Source organism: Coprococcus sp. AM97-35, assembly GCF_027697525.1.
GTDB classification, from domain to species: Bacteria; Bacillota; Clostridia; order Lachnospirales; family Lachnospiraceae; genus Allocoprococcus; species Allocoprococcus comes.
This window is the reverse complement of record NZ_JAQESL010000008.1, coordinates 60,854-83,795: the sequence shown is the minus strand read 5'-3', so window position 1 is coordinate 83,795 and position 22,942 is coordinate 60,854. Positions and strand designations below refer to the sequence as shown.

Annotated in this window: 24 protein-coding genes; 22 read left to right on the top strand and 2 right to left on the bottom strand. The window is 43.9% G+C overall.

From position 1 onward, the window contains the following. Window positions 1-156: 156 nt before the first annotated feature. From rsxC to PG840_RS08450, 9 genes are all read left to right on the top strand, one after another. On the top strand, window positions 157-1,476 hold the full coding sequence (rsxC, locus tag PG840_RS08490; protein ID WP_022220469.1) for an electron transport complex subunit RsxC: 1,320 nt from the start codon (window positions 157-159) through the stop codon (window positions 1,474-1,476). Window positions 1,477-1,501: 25 nt separating this feature from the next. Next, on the top strand, window positions 1,502-2,473 hold the full coding sequence (locus tag PG840_RS08485; RefSeq protein WP_022220470.1) for an RnfABCDGE type electron transport complex subunit D: 972 nt from the start codon (window positions 1,502-1,504) through the stop codon (window positions 2,471-2,473). Next, window positions 2,473-3,075: an RnfABCDGE type electron transport complex subunit G gene (locus tag PG840_RS08480; RefSeq protein ID WP_022220471.1), complete on the top strand. Its 603-nt coding sequence runs from the start codon at window positions 2,473-2,475 to the stop codon at window positions 3,073-3,075. The genes PG840_RS08485 and PG840_RS08480 overlap by 1 nt, the downstream gene beginning before the upstream one ends. Next, window positions 3,068-3,769 (top strand): electron transport complex subunit RsxE, encoded by a 702-nt coding sequence (gene rsxE, locus PG840_RS08475; RefSeq protein WP_118198360.1) that lies wholly within the window; start codon window positions 3,068-3,070, stop codon window positions 3,767-3,769. Before PG840_RS08480 ends, rsxE begins: the two co-directional genes overlap by 8 nt. 14 nt (window positions 3,770-3,783) lie before the next feature. Beyond that, a complete protein-coding gene (locus tag PG840_RS08470; RefSeq protein WP_008375114.1) occupies window positions 3,784-4,359 on the top strand; it encodes an electron transport complex protein RnfA in 576 nt (191 codons plus the stop codon). Window positions 4,360-4,377: 18 nt separating this feature from the next. Further along, complete coding sequence (locus tag PG840_RS08465; protein WP_008375116.1) at window positions 4,378-5,169, top strand: RnfABCDGE type electron transport complex subunit B; 792 nt, start codon at window positions 4,378-4,380, stop codon at window positions 5,167-5,169. A gap of 252 nt (window positions 5,170-5,421) precedes the next feature. Further along, entirely contained in the window at window positions 5,422-5,976 is a 555-nt protein-coding gene (locus tag PG840_RS08460; protein WP_270205261.1) for a hypothetical protein, read from the top strand. Window positions 5,977-6,025: 49 nt separating this feature from the next. Next, window positions 6,026-6,457, top strand: coding sequence for a DUF2752 domain-containing protein (locus PG840_RS08455; RefSeq protein WP_227084694.1), 432 nt, complete (start codon window positions 6,026-6,028; stop codon window positions 6,455-6,457). 632 nt (window positions 6,458-7,089) lie between these two features. Continuing rightward, a complete protein-coding gene (locus tag PG840_RS08450; protein WP_270205262.1) occupies window positions 7,090-7,644 on the top strand; it encodes a VanZ family protein in 555 nt (184 codons plus the stop codon). A gap of 182 nt (window positions 7,645-7,826) precedes the next feature. Here PG840_RS08450 and PG840_RS08445 read toward each other — a convergent pair whose 3' ends face one another. Then, window positions 7,827-9,227, bottom strand: a complete 1,401-nt coding sequence (locus PG840_RS08445) for an aldehyde dehydrogenase (RefSeq protein ID WP_270613518.1) — start codon at window positions 9,225-9,227, stop codon at window positions 7,827-7,829. 214 nt (window positions 9,228-9,441) lie between these two features. Here PG840_RS08445 and PG840_RS08440 point away from each other — a divergent pair, with 214 nt between their 5' ends. Beyond that, window positions 9,442-10,026: a DUF3877 family protein gene (locus tag PG840_RS08440; protein WP_270613515.1), complete on the top strand. Its 585-nt coding sequence runs from the start codon at window positions 9,442-9,444 to the stop codon at window positions 10,024-10,026. After that, window positions 10,007-10,789 carry a glutamate racemase gene (murI, locus tag PG840_RS08435; protein ID WP_270613514.1) on the top strand — a complete coding sequence of 261 codons (783 nt, stop codon included), beginning with the start codon at window positions 10,007-10,009 and terminating at the stop codon, window positions 10,787-10,789. Before PG840_RS08440 ends, murI begins: the two co-directional genes overlap by 20 nt. 175 nt (window positions 10,790-10,964) lie before the next feature. Here murI and PG840_RS08430 read toward each other — a convergent pair whose 3' ends face one another. Next, window positions 10,965-12,701: an Rqc2 family fibronectin-binding protein gene (locus PG840_RS08430; protein WP_270613513.1), complete on the bottom strand. Its 1,737-nt coding sequence runs from the start codon at window positions 12,699-12,701 to the stop codon at window positions 10,965-10,967. A 196-nt stretch (window positions 12,702-12,897) separates the two neighbouring features. On the opposite strand from PG840_RS08430, the gene PG840_RS08425 reads away from it, so the two are divergent. The 11 genes from PG840_RS08425 to PG840_RS08375 all read left to right on the top strand — a co-directional run bounded on the left by PG840_RS08425 (window position 12,898) and on the right by PG840_RS08375 (window position 22,914). Next, window positions 12,898-13,776, top strand: a complete 879-nt coding sequence (locus PG840_RS08425) for a YicC/YloC family endoribonuclease (RefSeq protein WP_173684995.1) — start codon at window positions 12,898-12,900, stop codon at window positions 13,774-13,776. Between the two features lie 69 nt (window positions 13,777-13,845). After that, window positions 13,846-14,469 carry a guanylate kinase gene (gmk, locus tag PG840_RS08420; RefSeq protein WP_270613512.1) on the top strand — a complete coding sequence of 208 codons (624 nt, stop codon included), beginning with the start codon at window positions 13,846-13,848 and terminating at the stop codon, window positions 14,467-14,469. A gap of 16 nt (window positions 14,470-14,485) precedes the next feature. Continuing rightward, window positions 14,486-14,728, top strand: a complete 243-nt coding sequence (rpoZ, locus tag PG840_RS08415; protein ID WP_022220478.1) for a DNA-directed RNA polymerase subunit omega — start codon at window positions 14,486-14,488, stop codon at window positions 14,726-14,728. 117 nt (window positions 14,729-14,845) lie between these two features. Next, window positions 14,846-16,186 (top strand): 30S ribosomal protein S12 methylthiotransferase RimO, encoded by a 1,341-nt coding sequence (rimO, locus tag PG840_RS08410; RefSeq protein WP_270613511.1) that lies wholly within the window; start codon window positions 14,846-14,848, stop codon window positions 16,184-16,186. After that, on the top strand, window positions 16,183-16,725 hold the full coding sequence (gene pgsA, locus PG840_RS08405) for a CDP-diacylglycerol--glycerol-3-phosphate 3-phosphatidyltransferase (protein WP_008375140.1): 543 nt from the start codon (window positions 16,183-16,185) through the stop codon (window positions 16,723-16,725). The genes rimO and pgsA overlap by 4 nt, the downstream gene beginning before the upstream one ends. A gap of 1 nt (window position 16,726) precedes the next feature. Then, window positions 16,727-17,977, top strand: a complete 1,251-nt coding sequence (locus PG840_RS08400; RefSeq protein WP_173691886.1) for a competence/damage-inducible protein A — start codon at window positions 16,727-16,729, stop codon at window positions 17,975-17,977. Between the two features lie 43 nt (window positions 17,978-18,020). Beyond that, window positions 18,021-19,496 (top strand): GNAT family N-acetyltransferase, encoded by a 1,476-nt coding sequence (locus PG840_RS08395; protein WP_270613510.1) that lies wholly within the window; start codon window positions 18,021-18,023, stop codon window positions 19,494-19,496. Between the two features lie 99 nt (window positions 19,497-19,595). Next, window positions 19,596-20,288 (top strand): iron-sulfur cluster assembly scaffold protein, encoded by a 693-nt coding sequence (locus tag PG840_RS08390; RefSeq protein WP_022220480.1) that lies wholly within the window; start codon window positions 19,596-19,598, stop codon window positions 20,286-20,288. A gap of 60 nt (window positions 20,289-20,348) precedes the next feature. Continuing rightward, window positions 20,349-21,359: a GGGtGRT protein gene (locus PG840_RS08385; RefSeq protein ID WP_008375150.1), complete on the top strand. Its 1,011-nt coding sequence runs from the start codon at window positions 20,349-20,351 to the stop codon at window positions 21,357-21,359. A 207-nt stretch (window positions 21,360-21,566) separates the two neighbouring features. Then, window positions 21,567-21,860 carry a phage holin family protein gene (locus PG840_RS08380; RefSeq protein WP_172676441.1) on the top strand — a complete coding sequence of 98 codons (294 nt, stop codon included), beginning with the start codon at window positions 21,567-21,569 and terminating at the stop codon, window positions 21,858-21,860. A gap of 13 nt (window positions 21,861-21,873) precedes the next feature. Then, window positions 21,874-22,914 carry a GH25 family lysozyme gene (locus PG840_RS08375; protein WP_270613509.1) on the top strand — a complete coding sequence of 347 codons (1,041 nt, stop codon included), beginning with the start codon at window positions 21,874-21,876 and terminating at the stop codon, window positions 22,912-22,914. The last annotated feature ends 28 nt before the right edge of the window (window positions 22,915-22,942 follow it).

The following is a 22,942-nucleotide window of genomic DNA, read 5'->3' as shown; positions in this document are numbered from 1 at the left end:
CGTAGTAGCCTCTCTTTTTTGCGTAAGGAAACTATTGTGTTAAAAAAATGACAAGATGTACTGGAAAATATACAATAAAATGACGAAAGTTACTGGAATTGTAGGATTTATTTTAGTATATTTATAAGAGAGAAAACAGGAAGGAAGGATATCAAAATGGGACTTTTGACATTTAAAGGCGGAGTTCATCCGAACGACGGAAAAAGTCTTGCGAAAGACAAGGCAATCGTAGAACTTCTGCCACAGGGTGATCTCGTATACCCGTTATCCCAGCATATCGGAGCACCGGCTAAGCCAGTAGTAGCAAAAGGTGACCATGTGCTTAAAGGGCAGAAAATTGCCGAAGCGGGGGGCTTCGTGTCTGCACCGATCTATGCATCCGTATCAGGTACTGTAAAAGCGATTGAACCACGTGTGAATCCGACAGGTTCTAAAGTGAACAGTATCATCATTGCAAATGACGGTCAGTACGAAGAAGTAGAATATCCACAGCCAAAACCTCTTTCTGAACTGACAAAAGAAGAGATTCTGAATATCATTGGAGAGGCTGGCGTAGTAGGTATGGGTGGAGCAGGTTTCCCTACCAGAGTGAAGCTTTCACCAAAAGAGCCAGACAAGATTGATTATATCATTGCAAACTGTGCGGAATGTGAGCCGTATATTACTGCTGATTACAGAAGAATGCTGGAGAATCCGGAACTTCTGGTAGAGGGTATGCGTGTGATCCTGAAGCTTTTTGACAATGCGAAAGGTTTATTTGCAATCGAGGATAACAAACCGGACTGTATCGCAAAATTAAAAGAGCTGACCAAGGACGAGCCTCGTATGGAAGTCAGAGAGATGATGACCAAGTACCCACAGGGCGCAGAACGTCAGCTGATTTTTGCAAATACAGGACGTGCGATCAATTCTACCATGCTTCCGGCAGATGCTGGATGTGTAGTAGACAATGTAGAGACCATCATCAGCATTTACAATGCAGTAGTAAAAGGCATTCCTTCTATGGAACGTGTCGTTACTGTAACAGGGGATGGAGTTGTAAATCCTGGTAACTACAAAGTACTCTTCGGAACCAACCAGAACGAACTGATCGAAGCCGCCGGTGGACTCAAAGAAGGCTGTGAAAAAGTTATTTCAGGTGGACCGATGATGGGATTTGCGATGTATACGACAGATACACCGATCACCAAGACATCTTCATCTATTCTTTGCATGTCAAAAGATGAAGTATCAGCCTGTGAACCGACAGCATGTATCAACTGCGGACGGTGCGTTGACGCCTGTCCAAGCCGCATTATTCCGTCAAGACTGGCTGATTTTGCAGAACGCCATGACGAAGAAGCGTTCCTCAAATTCAATGGTCTTGAATGTGTAGAATGTGGATCCTGTAGTTATGTATGTCCGGCTAAGAGACAACTGAAGCAGGCAATCGGATCGATGAGAAAAACCGCACTTGCCAACAAAAAGAAAAAATAGAATAGAGAGGAAGAGGTGAACAAAAGTGAGTGAACAGTTAAAAGTATCATCTTCACCACATATCCGTTCTAAAGAGACAACCGGCAATATCATGCTGTGGGTTATCATCGCTCTGTTACCGGCAACTTTCTTTGGAATTTACAACTTCCGTGACACACATGCATGGCTGCTTGTTATTGTGACAACAGCAGCAGCAGTTCTTACGGAGTACATTTACGAAAAACTGATGCATAAAAAGATTACGATCAAGGATTTCAGTGCCGCAGTTACAGGACTTCTGCTTGCACTCAACCTTCCGCCGACAGCCCCGATCTGGATGGGAATCATCGGAAGTGTATTCGCGATCCTGGTTGTAAAGCAGCTCTTTGGCGGATTGGGACAGAACTTCATGAACCCTGCACTTGGAGCAAGATGTTTCCTTCTTATTTCCTTCACAGGAAGAATGACAAGCTTCGTATATGACGGCGTATCCGGTGCAACACCACTGGCAACGATCCGTGCTAATATCGAAGCAGGAAATGCAGCACTTGACGGTGTGAACAGCATGGACATGCTGATCGGAAATATTGCCGGAACCATCGGTGAGACATCCGTTATCGCAATCGTGATCGGAGCGATCATCCTGATCCTCAAAGGAATCATTGATCTTCGTATCCCGGGTACATATATTGTGACATTTGCACTTTTCATCGGAATCTTCGGTGGATTTGTAGATGGAATTGGATTCTTCAATGTTCAGTACATGACAGCAGAACTCTGCGGTGGTGGTCTGATGCTTGGAGCATGGTTTATGGCAACCGATTATGTAACTTCCCCGATCACCAAAAAAGGGCAGATCGTATATGGTATCCTTCTTGGATGTCTGACTGGTCTGTTCCGTTTGTTCGGTGGTTCAGCAGAAGGTGTATCTTATGCGATCATCTTCAGTAACCTTCTTGTACCGCTGATCGAGAGAGTTACTCTTCCAAAGCCTTTCGGTAAAGGAGGAGAAAAATAATGAATAAGATTATCAAAAATACACTGATCCTTGCAGCAATCACCGTTGTATCCGGTCTGGTACTTGGAGCTGCTTACGAAGTGACAAAAGGTCCAATCGCACAGACACAGGCAAAGCAGAAACAGGAAGCCTGTCAGGCCGTTTATCCGGAAGCAGATTCCTTTGAGGCAATGGACGTAGATCAGAAAGCTGCCAAAGAAGCAATCAAAAAGATGGGAACGAATGCAACAGTAGATGAAGTCTATTCTGCTGTTATGGATGGGAGCGAAGCTGGTTATGTTATAACAGTAACCGACAAAGATGGTTACGGCGGAGATATCCAGATCACAGTCGGTATCATGAGTGACGGTACGGTAAATGGCATTTCTTTCCTTTCCATCAGCGAGACAGCAGGTCTTGGTATGCGTGCGAAAGAACCAAGCTTTTACAACCAGTTTGCAGGACAGCAGGCTGAAAAATTCTATGTATCCAAAGATGGCGGAGACGGACAGCCGATCGATGCTTTGAGTGGTGCAACTATCACTTCCCGTGCAGTCACAGGAGCTGTCAACACAGCACTTGGATATTACCAGACAGCGTTAGGAGGTAGTGGAAATGAATAAATGTACAGAAAGACTTTATAATGGTCTTGTAAAAGAAAACCCGACCTTTGTTATGATGCTTGGTATGTGTCCGACACTGGCGGTTACAACATCCGCAATCAACGGTATTGGTATGGGACTTTCTACCACAGTGGTACTGATCTTCTCCAACCTTTTGATTTCTCTGTTGCGTAAGATCATTCCGGATTCCGTTCGTATGCCGGCATTCATCGTAGTCGTAGCAACACTTGTTACCGTGGTACAGTTCCTTCTGGAAGGTTTTGTACCTAGTCTTTATGCATCACTTGGTGTATATATTCCTCTGATCGTAGTTAACTGTATCATCCTTGGACGTGCAGAAGCATATGCATCAAAGAACCCGGTCCTTCCATCTGTATTTGATGGTATTGGTATGGGACTTGGATTCACACTTGGTCTTACCTGCATCGGTATCGTCAGAGAGCTGATTGGTTCCGGAAAATTATTCGGATTTCAGGTTATGCCTGATATCTACGAACCTGTTACTATTTTTATCCTTGCTCCTGGTGCATTCCTTGTTCTTGCATTCCTTGTTGCTGCACGTAACAAGATCATGAAGAAACTGGAAGCAAAAGGAAAGAAAGTTGTCAAAGCGCAGGGATGCTGTGAAGGCGGATGTGCTTCATGCGGCGGATGCGACGGACACGTGTTCCCGACAGGTCAGGAAAAGGAATAGGAGGGAGATAAGAGATGAAAGAATTACTTATTATAGCAGTTGGTTCGGCGCTTGTTAACAACGTCGTACTCAGCCAGTTCCTCGGTATCTGTCCTTTCCTTGGTGTTTCTAAGAAAATTGAGACAGCAGCCGGTATGGGCGGCGCAGTTGTTTTCGTTATTACAATCGCATCTTTCATTACCGGTGCGATCTACCAGTTCATCTTACATCCGACAGGATTTGAGTATCTGCAGACCATCGTATTTATCCTGGTTATCGCAGCACTCGTTCAGTTTGTAGAAATGTTCCTCAAGAAGGTTATGCCTCCGCTTTATAATGCACTTGGTGTATATCTCCCGTTGATCACAACAAACTGTGCAGTACTTGGTGTATCACTGAACTGTGTAACAAAAGGATATAACATTCTTGAAGGTGTTGTATACGGATTCTCCACAGCAGTCGGATTCACGATCGCGATCGTGATCATGGCTGGTATCCGTGAGAAGATCGAATACAACGATATCAGTGAGTCTTTCCAGGGAACTCCGATCGTACTGCTTACAGCAGCACTGATGTCCATCGCGTTCTTTGGATTCTCAGGAATCATTTAACAGAAGGAGGACCGTGTTATGAGTATAACAGGAGTATTGATTGCTGCACTTATCGTAGGCGGTACCGGCGTATTCATCGGTGTCTTCCTTGGAATTGCAGGCAAGAAATTTGCAGTTGAAGTAGATGAAAAAGAAGAAGCGATTCTCGCAGAACTTCCGGGTAACAACTGTGGTGGATGTGGATATGCCGGATGTTCCGGTCTTGCAGCAGCTATCGCAAAAGGAGAAGCTCCGGTCGGACAGTGTCCGGTCGGCGGTGCTCCGGTAGCAGCAAAGATCGCAGCGATCATGGGCGAAGAAGCCGGTGAAAGCGTACACGAAGTTGCATTTGTAAAATGTGCAGGAACCTGCGAAAAAGCAAAACAGGCATATGATTATACAGGAATTACAGACTGCCAGATGGCAGCCATGATGCAGAATGGCGGACCAAAAGGATGTTCTTTCGGATGTCTTGGTTTCGGAAGCTGCGTAAAGGCATGTCCGTTCGATGCGATCCATATCGTAGACGGAATTGCAGTAGTTGACAAAGAAGCATGTAAAGCCTGTGGTAAATGTATCGCCACCTGTCCAAAACATCTGATCGAGCTTGTACCTTATGAACAGAAACATCTCGTACAGTGCAGCTCAAAAGATAAAGGAAAAGACGTTATGAGCGTATGTTCCGTAGGATGTATCGGATGTAAGATGTGTGAAAAAGTATGTGAATCTGATGCAGTACATGTAGTAGATAACATCGCACACATTGATCCGGAAAAATGTACAAACTGTGGAAAATGTGCGGAGAAATGTCCGAAGAAGATCATTAAGTAAATAAATAATGAAAAAAAGGATCCGAATGCTGTTTCGGAGGCTAAGAACAAGTTTTTCTTAGGCTTCTGCAAATGCATCCGGATCCTTTTTTTTATTGAGTTCATTCGACTGCGGAAGGATGAAAGGATGGAAAGAGAAAGTTAGGAAAATTTAATTTTTAGAATATCGTGGGGTATGTTATAATAGAAAAAATGGAGAAGGAAAAGAAAATATATTGGTTGACGGTTAGGTGGAAAATCATCCAAAATAGAAATGAAAATAGAGACAAAATACGACATTGCATCATCTGTAAATATTGGCGCAGAGTATGACAAGGGCGTGAAGAAACTCTTTAAGAGCAAAGAGATCATTGTGCCGATTATGGAGATGGTGATTCCGGAATTTGAAGGGTGTTCTCAGGAAGAGATCCTGAATTGTCTGGATCTGGCATCGATTACATCGGATGAGGTTGTCAGTGACGCACCGGTTTCGGAGACGGATGAATATCGGATACGGGGCGAAGATGCAGGGATATTTGATTATCTTAATCAGATATTTGTGGGAAATATAGAAGAAATAGAGACATATTCACATATTGAATGGGAAGAGGAATTTAAGGAGGATGTGGCTATGACGATGACAGGGTTTAGTGATATATTAGTTAGAAGAGGGAGAGAAGAAGGCAGAGAAGAAGGGCGAGAGGAGACAACGGTTAAATTTATCTGGAGTTTACATGAAATGAAATGCACAGATGAAATGATTTCGGAAGCAGTAAAAAGACCGGTTGATTATGTGCAGGATATTTTGAAAAAAGATGCACCTCAGTAAGAAAGTTGGGAATACTTTTGTGAAAAATAGATTAATAGCAGGAATAAAGATGCTTTTACAGGACTTATGGAATATCCGCATTGCGATTCTTGTATTTGCAATTTATTTTGTTATAGGAAGAAAGTTTTTATACAGTCTGTGTCCAATGGTGATCATGACGGGATTTCCTTGTCCGGGATGCGGGCTTACAAGAGCGATGTTTATGGTGCTGCGAGGGGACTTTGCCGGGGCATGGAAAATGCATCCGTTTATTTATGGTGTGATTATTCTGGTGGGATGGTTTGGCATGCGGAGATATATACAGAGAAAAGAAACGAAGAGTCTTGGGAAATGGGTGATTCTTCTGTGCGTAGGGCTGATTCTATATTATGTGTTCCGAATGGTAAGGTATTTTCCGGGAGATGCTCCGATGAGTTATTACTATGGAAGCGTGGGATACCGGGTGTGGGAGATAATTAGAAGTGGAAGAAATTATTTATAGTAGAGTATATAAAAGTGCCGCGAAGTCATCAAAACGATGATGGAGCGGCACTTTTTTGGATTAATTATAAAAACAAATGTCGCTTATCTTCCACATAAGCGACTTTCTTTTTTACCCAGTATTTTTCTACAACATAAATAATGTTATCATTTTTAACATATTTCGTCAAGTTAGGCATAACGGATTTAGGTGCTTTAACTGTAAAACTTTATCAAAATATCGCAACTTTTTTTACTATTTTGACACCCTAATCATATACGGAATGTTCTACCGGTTCGGTCTGATCGATGTACCGGACGAGGTTAAGGAGAATATGAGGAAAAATGATCGAAGCAATAAAAAACAGAAGAAGCATCAGAAAATATAAGAACAAAGCTGTGGACAAGGATGAGTCATTCATTCCGAGACGAAGAGGTGGAATTTAGAAATTTATTTTAGGATATAATTATTACTAAAAGATAATATTGAAAACAATCTTGGATAAGTGGTAAAATCGTTTGGAGGCACAAAATGAAAAAGTATGCGATACCATTGTTGTAATTGAAGTGAGCCTGTTGAAGGAAGAAAGAATAAAAATATCTGAAATAATTGATTTGATATGATACTAAAAAGGAAGGTGATTAAAAATCAAGTTGTACAAAAAAATAATAATTCAAGATTTTAATCAACCAGTAATGTGGCTGATTCCGGCAATCATTTTTAGTGCTTGTCTTGTACTTTTTATTAGTTGGGTGTATAAGAAAGGTTCTCAAAAGCAGGAAAAGGATAATGGAATTAATAAAAAATATAGAATTGCTTGGATATTATTTATTGCCTATATTATTGTTACCTTTCAGACTGTCTTTTTTTCAAGAGAAGCGGGGAGCAGGAAAGAAATTAGTTTAGTGTTATTTGAAACATGGGGACATTCTTTCCATATGCATGCTATGTTTATTGAGAATATTATTATGTTTATTCCTTTTGGTGTATTGTTACCAATAGTTTTTAAACAAGTCAGAAGCGGTTGGAAATGTGTGCTGATTGGTTTTTTATGTTCCTGTGGTATAGAGATCACACAGCATATTACGCAGAGAGGATATTTACAATTGGATGATGTGGTAACAAATACAGTTGGGATGTTTATCGGATGGGCGATATGGAAGATCGTATGCAAGTGTCTCAGAACATGTCTGAGTGAAAAGTGCTGATATTATCCAGAAATAATTTCCTGGAATTTCAATATTCGATTTGCGGGGAGTACAGAGCATCCTGGATAATTGCGGCAGATATTTATGATGAGGAGCCCTTTTGATGTGATAGACATCAGTGTCTGATTGAGAAGGGAAGTTCTTGATGTTATATCTGCTGGGAAGCTCTTCCTACGCTAATCCTAGCGCAGGAAGCCTCTCAGCATTTTTCCTTTCCAGAACCGGTACTTCTGATACCGTATCGGCAGATCCATCCAGGTTTTCTTATCGACTATGCTTCTCTGATGTGTGAAGCATTCAAATCCTTCTTTCCCATGATAGCATCCCATTCCGCTTTCTCCGACACCGCCGAACGGCATCTGGCTGGTGGCGAGGTGGATGATGGTATCGTTGATGCAGCCGCCGCCAAAATGGCATCTGGCAAGGACTTTCTTTTTGGCAGCAGGATCTTCGGTGAAAAGATAGAGTGCAAGCGGGTGTGGATGGGATTCGACCTGCCGGATTGCATCATTCAGGTCAGAATAGGTAAGTACCGGAAGAATCGGTCCGAAAATTTCTTCGCCCATGACCGGATCGTCCCAGGTGACATCTTTTAGGATGGTCGGGGCAATGCGCAGGGCAGACGGATCGGACTCACCTCCACAGACCAGCTTGTCGGCAGCAATCAGGTTCTGCAGCCGGTGAAAATGTTTTTCGTTGATGATTTTCCCATAATCCGGATTTTGAAGAGGCTGTTTGCCAAACTGCCGGTGGATTTCTTTTTCCAGTGCCTGAAGCAGCCAGTCACGAATGGAAGCATCGCAGAGGATATAATCCGGGGCGACGCAGGTCTGTCCGCAGTTGAGGTATTTTCCAAATATGATCCGTCTTGCGGTGAGAGAAATTTTCGCCGTGGAATCCACGATGCACGGGCTTTTCCCACCAAGCTCCAGAGTGACGGGAGTCAGGTATTCGGCAGCATGACGAAGGACGTCTTTTCCAACCGTTTTTCCTCCGGTGAAAAAGATTTTGTCAAAACGCTGGTTTAAGAGCGCCTGATTTTCTTCCCGGCCTCCGGTGATCATCGTTACATATTCCGGTGGATAGCATTCCTTGAGAAGCTGACTCAGAATCTGACTGGTGTGTGGAGCGTAAGCGCTTGGCTTCAGGATGACGGTATTTCCGGCGGCGAGCGCATCGATCAGCGGTTCTAAAGTGAGGAGTACCGGGTAATTCCAGGGACTCATGATCAGTACGGTTCCGTATGGAGATGGCGTCCGGAAACTTTTGGCTGCAAACTGTGCCAGCGGAGTAGGGACGGTTTTACAGCGCATCAGCTTTGGTAAATGCTTTTGCATCCAGGTAAGCTCGGAAAGCGTCAGACCGATTTCACACATATAGCTTTCCATCCGGCTTTTTCCAAGATCCGCTTTTAGTGCTGTGTACAGATCTTGTTCATGGCGTTTGAGTGCAAGTTTTAGCTGTTCTAATTGTTTTAATCGAAAAGAAAGCGGAAGTGTTGCGCCGGTTGCAAAAAAATCACGCTGCGTGGAGATCCGCTGTCTGATTGTCTGTTCATTCATGTGTTTTAACCTCCCAGGTATCTGGATATTTAAGTTTCGATTCCTGTTTTCCAAATTGTGTTTATATTCTTGAAGAGCCTTTTATACTGAAAATAATGTATATTTCTTTTATGATAACGAAAATAAGGGAATTCTTCAACGGTGTGAGTGGCGAAAATGGAAGGAATGTGATAAAATATTTTTGTTTGCAGCAGCAGACTTACATAATTTTATCAAGACAGGAGTTTTAATATATATGGGATACGAGCGTTTGGAAAAGAGTTTAATCGATCTGGTAAAGGAAGAGCAGGCAAAGCTCGGATATCGGAAAGAGATGATCCGGCTTTATTATCCGCTCAGTTCACTGAATCATTTTATGGAGACGAATGCAGATTCGGAAGAAATGCAGGAGCTCCTTGCAGATTTTCCGAAAGCAGCAGAAGATATTTTCGGGGAAGTCGGGATTACACATGTAAAGGACCGTTTTTGCTTTGCTTTATCGGAAAAAGTATCGGAATATGTGCATGAAAATATGAAACCGAATGAATTTATCAAAGAGCTGGTGGAGCTTGTCGCAAAGCATGGCTGCACGATGGAAGATATCGAAGCATTGTTCTGTTCACATTCGGACAAGATCGTGGCAGAATCTATGGACAATGGAGAATTTGACCGGATGATCCGGTTTGAAGAGGGAGAAGACAAGTATTATTATTGTTTTAAAGATGAAGGATGCCATATTATTTATCATCGTTTCCTGCCGGAAGATTATGCAGATTTTGACTTTAAACCAGATAAGAAAATAAGAAATCGAGGTAACACCAATGAAAATCGGAATATATGATTCAGGTATCGGCGGACTTTCTGTGCTTCACCGCGCACTGAAAAAGATGCCGGAAGCAGAATTTATATATTATGCGGATACAAAGCATGTTCCATACGGAGAAAAGACGAGGGAACAGATCAAAGAATATGTAGAAGAGGTTCTGAATTTCCTGATCGCGAAGGAGGTTGATGCAATCGTAATCGCCTGTAATACGGCAACCAGCGTGGCAACGAAAGAATTCAGAGGCGAATTTGCCGTACCGATCGTCGGTATGGAACCGGCAGTCAAGCGCGCGCTCAAGCTCTATCAGGATATGCAGAAACGGATTCTGGTAACAGCAACACCGGTTACGATAGCCGGAGAAAAATTACACAGCCTTCTGGAAAAAGTAGATACCGAACACGAAGTAGACCTTGCGCCACTTCCAAAACTGGTCCGCTTTGCCGAAGCCGGAAGATTCCAGGACCCGGAAGTAGATGAATACCTGAAAAACAGCCTTCAGAGCTATACACTCAACCAGTATGCTGCAGTCGTACTTGGCTGTACTCACTTCAACTACTTCAAACAATCCTTCCGCAAAATCTTCCCGGGAGAAATCCACTTTGTAGACGGCAACGAAGGCACCCTTCGCCAGCTAAAACGAGTTCTCCCCGAACAAACCACACCGGGAGAACCCAGCAAAGTCACCTACTACTTCTCCGGAGAACCTGCTGATGATGAGGGTATGAAGAAAATCCAGGCATGTATGACGCAGTTAGATAAAGTATATGAGATCAAGTAAATACTGATATCGAATAAAATCCACCTCATTCCTATCTTGTGCAATGGAGATGAGACTCAAGAATCGTGGAAGCCTTTGCTGAACACGATTCTCGCCCTAAGAGGCTCATCGGAATGGTTTGCACAACTTGGAATGGGGTGGATTTTATTCTTCTCTGGTGGTGTCACAACCTATCTTATTGTACTTCCTGAATCCCGGAAATATCACTATCTATCATCATCGAATAATTGGTATAATACACGACAAACCCAGGCTTGCTTCCATTTGGTTTCTTAACCTGCTTTTTCTCTACATAGTCAACCTCCACCTTTTCAGCCCCGGAATTCTTCGAGTAATGCGCAGCAAGTCTGGCTGCTTCTTCAAAGGTCCGGTCCGGAAGTTCTTCCCCGTTCGTCTTCACGATGACATGGGAACCCGGTGCCTTTTTCGCATGGAACCACCAGTCCCCGCCATTTGCAAAATGGAAGGTGAGTTCTTCGTTCTGAAGATTATTTTTTCCAACATACATATGGAAACCGTCTGAAGAAATATAGTGGAACGGTTTGCTTGTGATCTTCACCTTTTTGGCGGACTGCTTTCTGCGGATAAATCCACTTTCGATCAGTTCTTCCTTGATCTGGATCAGGTCATCCTCGCTTCGTGCAATATCCAGGGATTTGCTGACGGACTCCAGATAATCAATCTCATCTTTCGTTTCTTTGATCAGTTCTGAAAGAGCCTCGAAAGTACGTTTCTGTTTATTATACCGGTCAAAATATTTCTTTGCATTTTCCTGTGGTGTTTTCTGCGGATCCAGCGGAATTTTGATCATTTCGTTAGTATAATAATTGAGTGCTTCCAGTTCTTTTGCACCTTCTTCCAGATTGTAACCGTAGGTGTGGATCAGTTCCCCGTATACCTTGTATTTATCGCGGTTTTCTGTATCGCGAAGCTGCTTTAACTGCAGGTCGTATTTCTTGCGGTTACGTTCCAGTGCTGTCTGAACCACACGGCGCAGATCCGAAGATTTCTGGCGGATCCGGGTGATCAGATCACGGGAAGAATAATAAGTCCGGATCACTTCAGAAATCGAATCATAAGATTTTACCTGATAGTTGGAAAAGTGGGTGAGCAGAAGAGATGAGAACTCTTTCGGCTCATTTCCATTGTAATAAATAGCAGGAGAGAATTTGCTTTCTGTCACCTGCTCCATAAAATAGGTAAACTGCCGGTACAGATGCGCCAGCAGATCACCGGACATCTCCGATGCCGGAACAGAAGAGTCGATTCCTGCCAGATAGCAGATCTCTTCGGCGACAACCGGACTGATTCCGGTAAAACTGTTGTAGATCGCTTTTCCGATCGGCATTGGTTTGGAGAGAAGTTCCTGTGTGAAATTTTCCTCCGGTATGCCAAATGGATTCTCTTTTTTCATAGTATCCGGGATAAAATATTCTCTTCCCGGAAGAACCTCACGCACAGAACTCATCTGCGCGGAAACATGCTTGATACTGTCGATGATCATTCCTTTTTCATTACAGAAAATAATATTGCTGTGCTTGCCCATAATCTCAACGATCAGGGATTTGCGGCACAGATCTCCAAGTTCATCCAGGTGCTCGATCTCGAAGCGGATGATCCGTTCCAGGGAAGGCTGAGAAATGCCTACGATGCGGCCATTTGCAATATGTTTTCTCAGAAGCATACAGAAATTCGGCGCAGTCATCGGACTTGGTTTGTTATCTCTGGACAGATAGATCAGCGGCAGGGATGCACTTGCGGAGATGACCAGTCTTACCTGCCCTTTTGCAGGTTTGATCGTGAGAAGCAGTTCATCATTTTCCGGCTGTGCAATCTTGGCGATCCGTCCGTTCAGGATGGTATCATTTAATTCTTTTACGATATTTGCGATTGTAATTCCATCAAAAGCCATTTTAAAAATTCACCTCATATTTATCCGGGAATATGCCAGGGCACATTCTTTTTTCAATGGGCTCATTATAGCATAGAGAGGCATGCATAGACAAGTGAAAATGCCCTGTCACCCGGTTGACGAGTAAGTGTAAATGAACTATAATAATCGATAGTAAAACGGCCCTTAAAAGGTCAGTAAGAAGAGGGAAAATCAAATGATAAAAAGTATGACAGGCTTTGGACGGTGTGAGATCGCCGAAGCAGACCGCAAATTTACCGTAGAGATGAAGGGGGTTAATCACCGTTACCTGGATGTGAATATCCGTATGCCAAAGAAGCTTAACTTCTTTGAGTCCGCGATCCGCAACCTGCTCAAGCAGTATGTGCAGAGAGGAAAGATTGATATTTTCATCGGGTATGAAGATATGACAGAAAGCCAGATGACTTTGAAATATAATCAGAAGCTGGCAGAAGAATATATGGCAAGCTTTAAGCAGATGCAAGAACAGTTTGGGCTTGACAATGATGTGCGGGTATCTACACTTGCACGCTGCCCGGAAGTCCTTACGATGGAAGAACAGTCTGTGGATGAGGAAGAACTGTGGAGTGGTCTTGAAAAAGCAATGAAAGGCGCATGCGAACAGTTTGTACAGACCAAGACTACAGAAGGTGAGAATCTGAAAAAGGATATCATTGGCAAGCTGGATGGAATGCTGGAAGTTGTTGCCAGGGTTGAAGAGCGATCTCCGCAGATCGTTGCTGAATACCGGGAGAAGCTGGAAACGAAAGTGAAGGAGCTTCTTGGGGACACCCAGATTGACGAAGGACGGATCGCGGCTGAGGTTGTGATCTTCTCTGACAAGATCTGTACAGATGAAGAAGTGGTAAGGCTGAAAAGCCATATCAAGCATATGAAGGAAACTCTGGAACAGACAGAGGGAATCGGACGCAAGCTTGATTTCATTGCGCAGGAGATGAACCGTGAGGCGAACACGATCTTATCCAAGGCAAATGATCTGGAAGTATCCAATTATGCGATCGATCTGAAGACTGAGATTGAAAAAGTCCGTGAGCAGATTCAAAATATTGAATAAAGCTTTGAAAAATGTAAAAAGATGTGTTAAAATAACATTTCAATGTCTGAGTATGCAGGAGAACTGATTATGAGAGAAAAAAAAGGAATTCTTATTGTAGTATCCGGATTTTCCGGAGCCGGTAAGGGAACACTGATGAAAAAGCTGATGCAGGACTATGATAATTATGCATTATCGATCTCTGCAACCACGCGACAGCCTCGTGTTGGGGAAGAAGATGGAAGAGAGTATTTTTTCATAACCAAAGAAGAATTTGAAAAAATGATTGCGCGTGATGAGCTTATAGAGTATGCTAGATATGTAGAAAATTACTATGGAACTCCGAAGCAGTATGTTATGGAGCAGTTAGAGGCAGGCAAGGATGTGATCCTTGAGATTGAGATCCAGGGTGCGTTGAAAGTGAAAGAGAAGTATCCGGATACCCTGCTGATGTTCGTGACTCCGCCGAGTGCGCAGGTACTGAAAGACAGACTGGTAGGACGGGGAACCGAGACCGCAGAAGTGATCGATTCGAGAATGAAGCGGGCGGTAGAAGAATCACAGGGCGTAGAGAAGTACGATTATCTTGTGATCAATGATGACCTGGAGCGCTGCGCAAAAGAGATGCACAGCATTATTCAGGGTGAGCATGACCGGGTAAGCCGGAATGCTGACTTTATAGATGATATCAGAAAAGAACTGAAGGAACTGTAGGAAAGGAGCAGAATTTATGTTACATCCATCATATACCGATTTGATGAAAGTAGTAAATCAGGACGTGGAAGAAGGCGCAACTAAGATTGTCAACAGCCGTTATTCTATCGTTCTTGCAACAGCAAAGAGAGCGAGACAGATCATTGACGGCGAGATGCCGCTTGTTCCTGTTAAGGACGGCGAAAAGCCGCTTTCTATTGCAATTGATGAGCTGAACAGTGGAAAGATCAAAATTATTGCAGAAGATGCAGATAAATAAAAGAAGTTCGATACCCTGCAGCTGTCTGCGGGGTATTCTTATGATAGGGGATTTTATTTTCGGTGAAGATGATTTCCCCTGCCGCCCAGAAATTATGCTTGAGGAGAAATTTATTTTATGAATATATTATTCATTTCATTAGGCTGTGACAAGAACCTTGTGGATTCGGAGGTCATGCTTGGGATCCTTGCAAAGGACGGTCATCAGATGGTGGACGATGAGACAATGGCAGATGTCATTATCATTAACACCTGCTGCTTTATCCATGACGCAAAGGAAGAGAGTATCCAGAATATTCTTGAGATGGCAGATCTGAAGAAGACCGGTAGATTAAAAGCCCTGATCGTAACAGGCTGTCTTGCACAGAGATACAAAGAAGAGATCATTCAGGAAATCCCGGAAGTTGATGCGGTTCTCGGAACGACTTCTTATGAAGAGATTGCACACGTGATCGATGGAGTTTTAAGCGACAGTCCGATGGAGCGCGGAGATGTGCGCCTGACTATGAAGGATGTGGATTATCTCCCGGTGACAGACACGCACCGTATGGTGACGACCGGCGGACATTTCGCTTATCTGAAGATTGCAGAAGGCTGTGACAAGCACTGTACTTACTGTATTATCCCGAAGGTACGAGGAGATTTCCGGAGTGTGCCGATGGAGCATCTGCTGGAGGAAGCGCAGAATCTGATAGACGGAGGGGTGAAGGAGCTGATCCTGGTAGCACAGGAGACCACCATGTACGGAACCGATCTGTACGGGGAGAAGCGGCTTCCACAGCTTTTGAGAGCGCTTTGCAAGATCAGCGGACTTCGCTGGATCCGTATTTTATACTGCTATCCGGAGGAAATCACGGATGAGCTGATTCAGGTGATCAAGGAGGAACCAAAGATCTGCCATTATCTGGATCTCCCGATCCAGCATGCAAGCGATGGTATCCTGAAGAGAATGGGAAGACGGACTTCCAGAGCGCAGCTCATCGAGACCATTGAGAAGCTTCGACGTGAGATTCCGGATATCGCACTTCGCACAACTTTGATCACTGGATTCCCGGGAGAGACACAGGAACAGCATGAAGAGCTGATGGATTTTGTGGATCAGATGGAATTCGACAGACTTGGCGTATTTACCTACTCACCGGAAGAGGATACTCCTGCAGCATCTATGCCGGATCAGATCCCGGAAGAAGTCAAAGAGGAACGTCAGGCAGAGCTCATGGAACTTCAACAGGATATCGTATTTGACCAGGCAGAAGACCGGATTGGGGAAGAGCTGCTTGTGATGATCGAAGGCAAGGTGGCAGATGAGAATGCCTATGTGGGAAGAACCTACCGGGATGCGCCGAATGTAGACGGACTTATTTTTGTGAACACATCGGAAGAACTGATGTCAGGAGATTTTGCAAGGGTAAAAGTGACCGGATCGGCAGATTATGATTTGATAGGAGAGTTATTATGAATTTACCAAATAAGTTAACGATTTTACGAGTGATTTTAATTCCGTTTTTTGTAGTGTTTATGTTATTTGATATTACCGGAGCAGCAGATAAGTGGATCGCACTTGTGATCTTCTGTGTTGCCAGCCTGACGGATATGCTAGATGGGAAAATCGCCAGAAAGTACAACCTGGTAACGAACTTCGGTAAATTTATGGATCCGCTTGCAGACAAGCTGCTGGTATGTACCGCGCTGATCTGTCTGACATCTATGAACAGACTGAATGTTATTGTTGTTCTGGTGATCATTGCCAGAGAATTTATCATCAGCGGATTCCGTCTGGTTGCTTCTGACAATGGAATCGTCATTGCGGCAAGCTACTGGGGCAAATTCAAAACCGTATCACAGATGGCACTGATCATTGTGCTGATCATGGATCTGGGCGGTGTGTGGAATGTTGTAGGAACAGTCCTTACATGGGTAGCACTGCTTCTGACCATCGTTTCACTGATCGATTATATTGCAAAGAACAAACAGGTATTAACACAGGGAGGCATGTAAAATGGTTGTAGAGCTGATTTCTGTCGGCACTGAAATTTTACTTGGCAACATTGTGAATACAAACGCAGCATACCTAGCAGAGAAATGTGCTCTGCTAGGTTGTTCTTTATATCACCAGACTGTTGTCGGTGACAATGAAGAGCGTATGGAAGAAGCAATCCGCCAGGCAATAGAGCGCGCTGATATCGTAATTCTGACAGGGGGACTTGGTCCTACCAAGGATGATCTGACAAAAGAAGTAACCGCAAAGGTATTTGGCAGAAAACTTTATATGGATGAACATTCCAGGGCACGAATCCGGGACTATTTTGAGAAGATTAAGAGTAAAAAGGTGACAGAGAATAACTGGAAGCAGGCGTTGGTTCCGGAAGGCGCGATCGTGATCGACAATCTGAACGGAACGGCACCTGGACTGATCCTGGAGGATAAAGAGCGCGGCAAAGCAGCGATCCTGATCCCTGGTCCTCCGAATGAGATGAAGCCGATGTTTGAACACGACATTGCACCGTACCTCAATAAAAAGCAGCCAGAGGGAATCTATTCCCATATGGTAAAAGTGTGCGGGATCGGAGAAAGCAGGGCAGAGACCATGGTTGCGGATCTGATGGATGCACAGACCAATCCGACGCTTGCGCCTTATGCAAAGACAGGAGAGGTACATTTTCGTGTGACTGCAAGAGCATGCTCTGAAGAAGCGGCAGAAAAACTGATGGAGCCGATGATCGAAGAGATGAAGAAGCGTTTTGGTGATGCTGTTTATACGACCGAAGAGAATGTGACACTGGAAGAGTCAGTGATCCGTCTTCTGGAAGAGAAGAAGATGACTGTGACAACGGCAGAATCCTGTACAGGAGGAAAGCTTTCCGGCAGACTTCTGAATGTGTCGGGAGCTTCCGGCGTGTACAATGAAGGATACATTACTTATGCGAATGCATCGAAAGAAAAGATTCTTGGTGTGAAGCATGAGACACTGGAAACCTACGGGGCAGTCAGTGAACAGACAGCAGCAGAGATGGCGCTTGGGGCAGCAAAGGCGGCAGGTGCGGATGCAGCACTTAGTGTAACCGGAATCGCAGGACCTGGCGGCGGTACAGCGGAAAAACCGGTCGGACTTGTGTATATCGGATGTGCGGTAAATGGAGAGGTAACGGTAAGAGAGTACCGTTTTACCGGCAATCGTGAGAAGAACCGGGACTATGCGGTTGCACGTGCGATCACGCTCTTGCGGGAAGAACTTTTAAAGAGGGCGTAAGAGAGAAAACCAGTTCATTCTGGAAAAGATGAGGTACAGAAAAATGATCATAAAAAGACTATATAGCAGTCAGGAGGTTGTGGAAGGTCTGCATCTGGTATGGGATGTATTTATCAGAGAAAACGCCAATTCCTGTACACAGCAGGGAATCGAGGAATTTGCCCGTTTTATCAAGATGGAGAATTTTATGCCTCTTGTCGAAAGCGGAGAGATGATCGTCTTTGGCGCGGTAGAAGGACAGGATCTTGGCGGCGTCGGAGCCGTGCGGAGGGATGGACATATTTCCCTTCTGTTTGTCCGCCCGGATTTGCGGAGAAAAGGGATTGCGAAGGCTCTTGTTGGTGAAATGTGCAGATACTGTACGATGCAGTTTGCTCTGATGCGTATGACGGTCAATGCATCGGTTGTGAGTACGGAAGCTTATCACCATATGGGATTCCGGGATCTGGCACCGGTTCAGGAAAAGAACGGGATCCGTTTTGTTCCGATGGATTTGATGATATCACCGGCAAATGTAAGATCTTCCTATAATGGAAAGAAACATACGGGACTTTTTATCGGGATCGCAGTTACCGTACTTATTTTTCTGATATTCCTGGGACTGCTTTTCGGAAAAATCATCAGCAATTTTGCGAGTGGTGAAGGAAAACAAGAGGATTCGTCACAGATTTTTGAATATAACCCGGATGAGGACGGAGAAATTGACGATATCTTTGGCAGTAATGGAAATGAAGAGGATAATAAGGACAGCAGTTCTGAAGAAGCACAGGGAATCGAGGCAATTGAAGGCTACGAGGCAGAAAATCTGCCGTATACGATCACGGAGGAAAATTACACTTATTTTTCCAATGGAAATAAAGGCGAATATCCGATGCAGTTTGATGTCAAATATCCGCAGATCACAGGTGTGGAAGGTGAAAATATTGACAAGATCAATGAAATGCTGAAGGACTGTGCGATGAGTACGGTCAATACCTTATATCTGGCTCCGAGTGATTCTATGAAAGAGAAAATGTTGGAGGAATCGAACCCGTTTTTAGGAAGTCTTGTAACGTACAAGGTTTCTTATGCAGGAGAAGATTTTATCAGCGTAGCATTCAATGATATTTATTATGCAGGAAATACTTCTGCGCAGTATTGTGACCTCCGTACCCGCAACATCCGTATTTCTGACGCAAAGCAGTTTGAAGTGGCAGATATCGTGGATCTAAGCGATGCATTTATGCACGATTGGATGAAAAAGATGAAGGATGAAGCACCATCGGCAGAGGTGTTAAGCAGTGTGAAATTAAATGATTTCCGACAGATTTTAAATGGGGAAATCCTGGAGAACCGGTACTTTGATGCATTCTTTGTAGATAAGGATGGAATTGAGATCGGAATTACTTACCATTACCCGGGAGATGGAAAAAAATCTTCTGCGGAGAGTGGATGGATCACAGCGCCGTTTACTATGAAAGAAATAATTGAATATAAAACAGACAGTGAGTTCTGGAATCTTGTACAAAGTAACAATTGACGAATGTCGAAAATTGTGCGAAAATAAATACATATGGTGTTAAAACAATCACAAACGCCTTATAAAAGAAAAACAGATGTATTTGAAAGGAGTTTTAACATGATTTATTCACATGAAGTAGAAATGATGTGTCCGGTAGCTCAGGGTGCAAACCACGGACCAGCTCCAATTCCGGAAGAAGCAAAATGGGTAAAGGCTAAAGAAATCAAAGATATTTCTGGTCTTACACATGGTGTCGGCTGGTGTGCTCCACAGCAGGGTGCATGCAAACTTACTTTGAACGTTAAAGATGGTATTATTCAGGAAGCACTTGTGGAGACTATCGGATGTTCAGGAATGACTCATTCCGCAGCTATGGCTTCAGAAATTCTTCCAGGAAAGACTATTTTGGAAGCACTTAACACAGACCTTGTCTGTGATGCAATTAATACAGCAATGAGAGAACTTTTCTTACAGATCGTATACGGAAGAACTCAGAGTGCATTCTCAGAAGAAGGACTTCCGATCGGTGCAGGACTTGAAGACCTTGGTAAAGGACTTCGTTCACAGGTTGGTACAATGTACGGAACTCTCGCAAAAGGACCACGTTACCTGGAAATGGCAGAAGGTTATGTAACAGGAATCGCTCTTGATGACCATGATGAAATCATCGGATACCAGTTCGTAAGTCTTGGAAAATTCACAGACTTTGTCAAAGCAGGCGATACTCCGAACGAAGCTTGGGAAAAAGCTAAAGGACAGTACGGACGTGTAGCTGATGCCGTTAAGATCATTGATCCGCGTAAAAACTAATTACATACATAAGTAATTAACGGGTTATATAGGCAACAATATTTTCAGGAGGACAATTAAATGGCTTTATTTGAATCATATGAGAGAAGAATTGATAAAATCAATGAAGTTTTAAACAGCTATGGCATTGCTTCACTCGAAGAAGCTGAAAAGATCACAAAGGATGCCGGACTGGATGTATACAACCAGATCAAAGGTATTCAGCCAATCTGTTTTGAAAACGCATGCTGGGCTTACATCACAGGTGCAGCAATCGCAATCAAAAAAGGATGTACAAGAGCAGCAGACGCTGCAGCAGCAATCGGAGAAGGACTTCAGGCTTTCTGTATTCCGGGATCTGTAGCAGATCAGAGAAAAGTAGGTCTGGGACATGGTAACCTTGGAAAGATGCTTCTTGAAGAAACAACAGACTGCTTCTGCTTCCTTGCAGGACATGAATCATTCGCAGCTGCTGAAGGTGCAATCGGTATCGCTGAAAAAGCAAACAAAGTTCGTCAGAAACCTCTTCGTGTTATCCTGAACGGTCTTGGAAAAGATGCTGCAAAGATCATTTCAAGAATTAACGGATTCACATATGTTCAGACAGACTATGACTATTATACAGGAGAACTGAAAGAAGTTCAGAGAATCGCTTACTCTGACGGACTCCGTTCTAAAGTAAACTGCTACGGTGCAAATGATGTACGTGAAGGTGTAGCTATCATGTGGAAAGAAGGCGTTGACGTTTCTATCACAGGTAACTCTACAAACCCGACACGTTTCCAGCATCCGGTTGCAGGTACATACAAGAAAGAATGCGTAGAAGCAGGAAAGAAATACTTCTCAGTTGCTTCAGGTGGTGGTACAGGACGTACACTTCACCCGGACAACATGGCAGCAGGACCGGCTTCTTACGGTATGACAGATACACTCGGACGTATGCACTCTGATGCACAGTTCGCAGGATCTTCATCTGTACCGGCTCACGTAGAAATGATGGGTCTTATCGGTGCAGGTAACAACCCGATGGTCGGAATGACAGTCGCTGTTGCTGTAAGCATTGAGGAAGCTCACAAAGCTGGTAAATTCTAAGAAATTTATTTACAGGGAGAGGCGTAGCGCCTCTCCCTTTGCATATACAAATCAAAGAAGAATCTGCCGATCCGATTATTTTATATCAAATCTTTCTTTTGACACCAAATCCTATTTCTCACATATACTAATATCACATCTGATTGAATCGTTTATATATAAAATCTTCCTTAAAGTTCTAAAAAAGAAAGGCAGGCTATCCAGATAATGGAGCAACTTATGGATTATGTAAAACCGGAATTGCTTATTGTGACCGCAGTTCTATACTTTTTCGGAATTGCACTTAAACAAGCAGAATTTATCAAAGATAAATATATTCCGATCACGCTTGGGGCGACAGGCATTATCATCTGCGGGATCTGGGTGACATCTACCGCACATTTCGCAGGAGCACAGGATGTGTTGACCGCAGTTTTCGCATCCGTAACGCAGGGCATTGTTGTTGCAGGACTGAGTACCTACATTCATCAGATCATCAAGCAGGCAGGAAAAGAAGAGTAGGAGTAGAAGTGGTATGGCATTAAATGGAATTGACATCAGCAACTGGCAAAGTGGGATCAATCTTGCGGTTGTCCCGTGTGATTTTGTGGTGATTAAGGCGACAGAAGGAACCGGTTATGTAAATCCGGATTACGAAAGAGCCTACCGTCAGGCGAAAACAGCAGGGAAATGCCTGGGCATTTATCACTATGCGTCTGGTGGAAATATACAGGCGGAGGCAGAATATTTTCTGAAGAATGCAGGGAGCCGTGTGGGGGAGGCAATGCTTGTGCTGGACTGGGAAGGGCGGTCCAATCCGGCATTTGGTGTGAATGACCGGGAATGGGTGAAAGCCTGGTGTAATTATATTTCAACAAAGACCAGCGTCAATCCTGTGGTTTATGTGCAGCAAAGTATGATGAGCCGGTTGCAGAATATCGGAAACTATGGACTGTGGGTAGCGCAGTACGCGAGTATGGAGCCAATCGGGTACCAGGAAAATCCATGGAATGAGGGCGCATATGCCTGTGTGATGCGGCAGTACAGTTCTTCGGGAAGATTAAGCGGATGGAATGGCAATCTGGATTTGAATAAATTCTACGGAGACCGGCAGGCGTGGAGCCGGTATGCTGGAAAAGGAAACCAGACAACTCCAGAGAAACCTTCTGAAAAGGAAGAAAACCAGGAAGGAACTACGCTGGATCTGGTTTTTCGGACGATGCGTGGAGAATTTGGAAATGGGGAAGAACGGAAAAGCTGGCTTGGAACCAGATATGGAGAAGTGCAGGGGATGATCGACTATATTTCCGGTGCCAGTACAGAGACACTGGCAAAGGAAGTGTGTGCCGGGAAATATGGCAACGGGGAAGTGCGGAAAACGGTTCTGGGGAAACGGTATGAAGAAGTACAAAGCAGAGTCAATGCCGAAGAAAACAAGTATCATATCGTCAAATCCGGGGATACGCTTTCGAAAATTGCAGCGATATACGGAACATCTTATCAGGAAATCGCAAGGTTGAACAAACTACAAAATCCGAATCTGATTTATGTCGGTCAGAGGCTGCGGATCAAATAACCGGCTAATAGATTTGATATTCAGAATC

What these genes read in the sequence shown, in the direction of transcription:
- PG840_RS08480 (WP_022220471.1), top strand. Translation starts at nt 2,473, where the DNA reads ATGAATAAGATTATCAAAAATACACTGATCCTTGCAGCAATCACCGTT.
- PG840_RS08400 (WP_173691886.1), top strand. Translation starts at nt 16,727, where the DNA reads ATGGTTGTAGAGCTGATTTCTGTCGGCACTGAAATTTTACTTGGCAAC.
- PG840_RS08455 (WP_227084694.1), top strand. Translation starts at nt 6,026, where the DNA reads ATGCTTTTACAGGACTTATGGAATATCCGCATTGCGATTCTTGTATTT.
- PG840_RS08380 (WP_172676441.1), top strand. Translation starts at nt 21,567, where the DNA reads ATGGAGCAACTTATGGATTATGTAAAACCGGAATTGCTTATTGTGACC.
- rsxE (WP_118198360.1), top strand. Translation starts at nt 3,068, where the DNA reads ATGAATAAATGTACAGAAAGACTTTATAATGGTCTTGTAAAAGAAAAC.
- PG840_RS08425 (WP_173684995.1), top strand. Translation starts at nt 12,898, where the DNA reads ATGATAAAAAGTATGACAGGCTTTGGACGGTGTGAGATCGCCGAAGCA.
- rimO (WP_270613511.1), top strand. Translation starts at nt 14,846, where the DNA reads ATGAATATATTATTCATTTCATTAGGCTGTGACAAGAACCTTGTGGAT.
- PG840_RS08465 (WP_008375116.1), top strand. Translation starts at nt 4,378, where the DNA reads ATGAGTATAACAGGAGTATTGATTGCTGCACTTATCGTAGGCGGTACC.
- PG840_RS08375 (WP_270613509.1), top strand. Translation starts at nt 21,874, where the DNA reads ATGGCATTAAATGGAATTGACATCAGCAACTGGCAAAGTGGGATCAAT.
- rsxC (WP_022220469.1), top strand. Translation starts at nt 157, where the DNA reads ATGGGACTTTTGACATTTAAAGGCGGAGTTCATCCGAACGACGGAAAA.
- PG840_RS08440 (WP_270613515.1), top strand. Translation starts at nt 9,442, where the DNA reads ATGGGATACGAGCGTTTGGAAAAGAGTTTAATCGATCTGGTAAAGGAA.
- pgsA (WP_008375140.1), top strand. Translation starts at nt 16,183, where the DNA reads ATGAATTTACCAAATAAGTTAACGATTTTACGAGTGATTTTAATTCCG.
- PG840_RS08430 (WP_270613513.1), bottom strand. Translation starts at nt 12,701, where the DNA reads ATGGCTTTTGATGGAATTACAATCGCAAATATCGTAAAAGAATTAAAT.
- PG840_RS08390 (WP_022220480.1), top strand. Translation starts at nt 19,596, where the DNA reads ATGATTTATTCACATGAAGTAGAAATGATGTGTCCGGTAGCTCAGGGT.
- PG840_RS08460 (WP_270205261.1), top strand. Translation starts at nt 5,422, where the DNA reads ATGAAAATAGAGACAAAATACGACATTGCATCATCTGTAAATATTGGC.
- rpoZ (WP_022220478.1), top strand. Translation starts at nt 14,486, where the DNA reads ATGTTACATCCATCATATACCGATTTGATGAAAGTAGTAAATCAGGAC.
- PG840_RS08395 (WP_270613510.1), top strand. Translation starts at nt 18,021, where the DNA reads ATGATCATAAAAAGACTATATAGCAGTCAGGAGGTTGTGGAAGGTCTG.
- PG840_RS08385 (WP_008375150.1), top strand. Translation starts at nt 20,349, where the DNA reads ATGGCTTTATTTGAATCATATGAGAGAAGAATTGATAAAATCAATGAA.
- murI (WP_270613514.1), top strand. Translation starts at nt 10,007, where the DNA reads ATGAAAATCGGAATATATGATTCAGGTATCGGCGGACTTTCTGTGCTT.
- gmk (WP_270613512.1), top strand. Translation starts at nt 13,846, where the DNA reads ATGAGAGAAAAAAAAGGAATTCTTATTGTAGTATCCGGATTTTCCGGA.
- PG840_RS08470 (WP_008375114.1), top strand. Translation starts at nt 3,784, where the DNA reads ATGAAAGAATTACTTATTATAGCAGTTGGTTCGGCGCTTGTTAACAAC.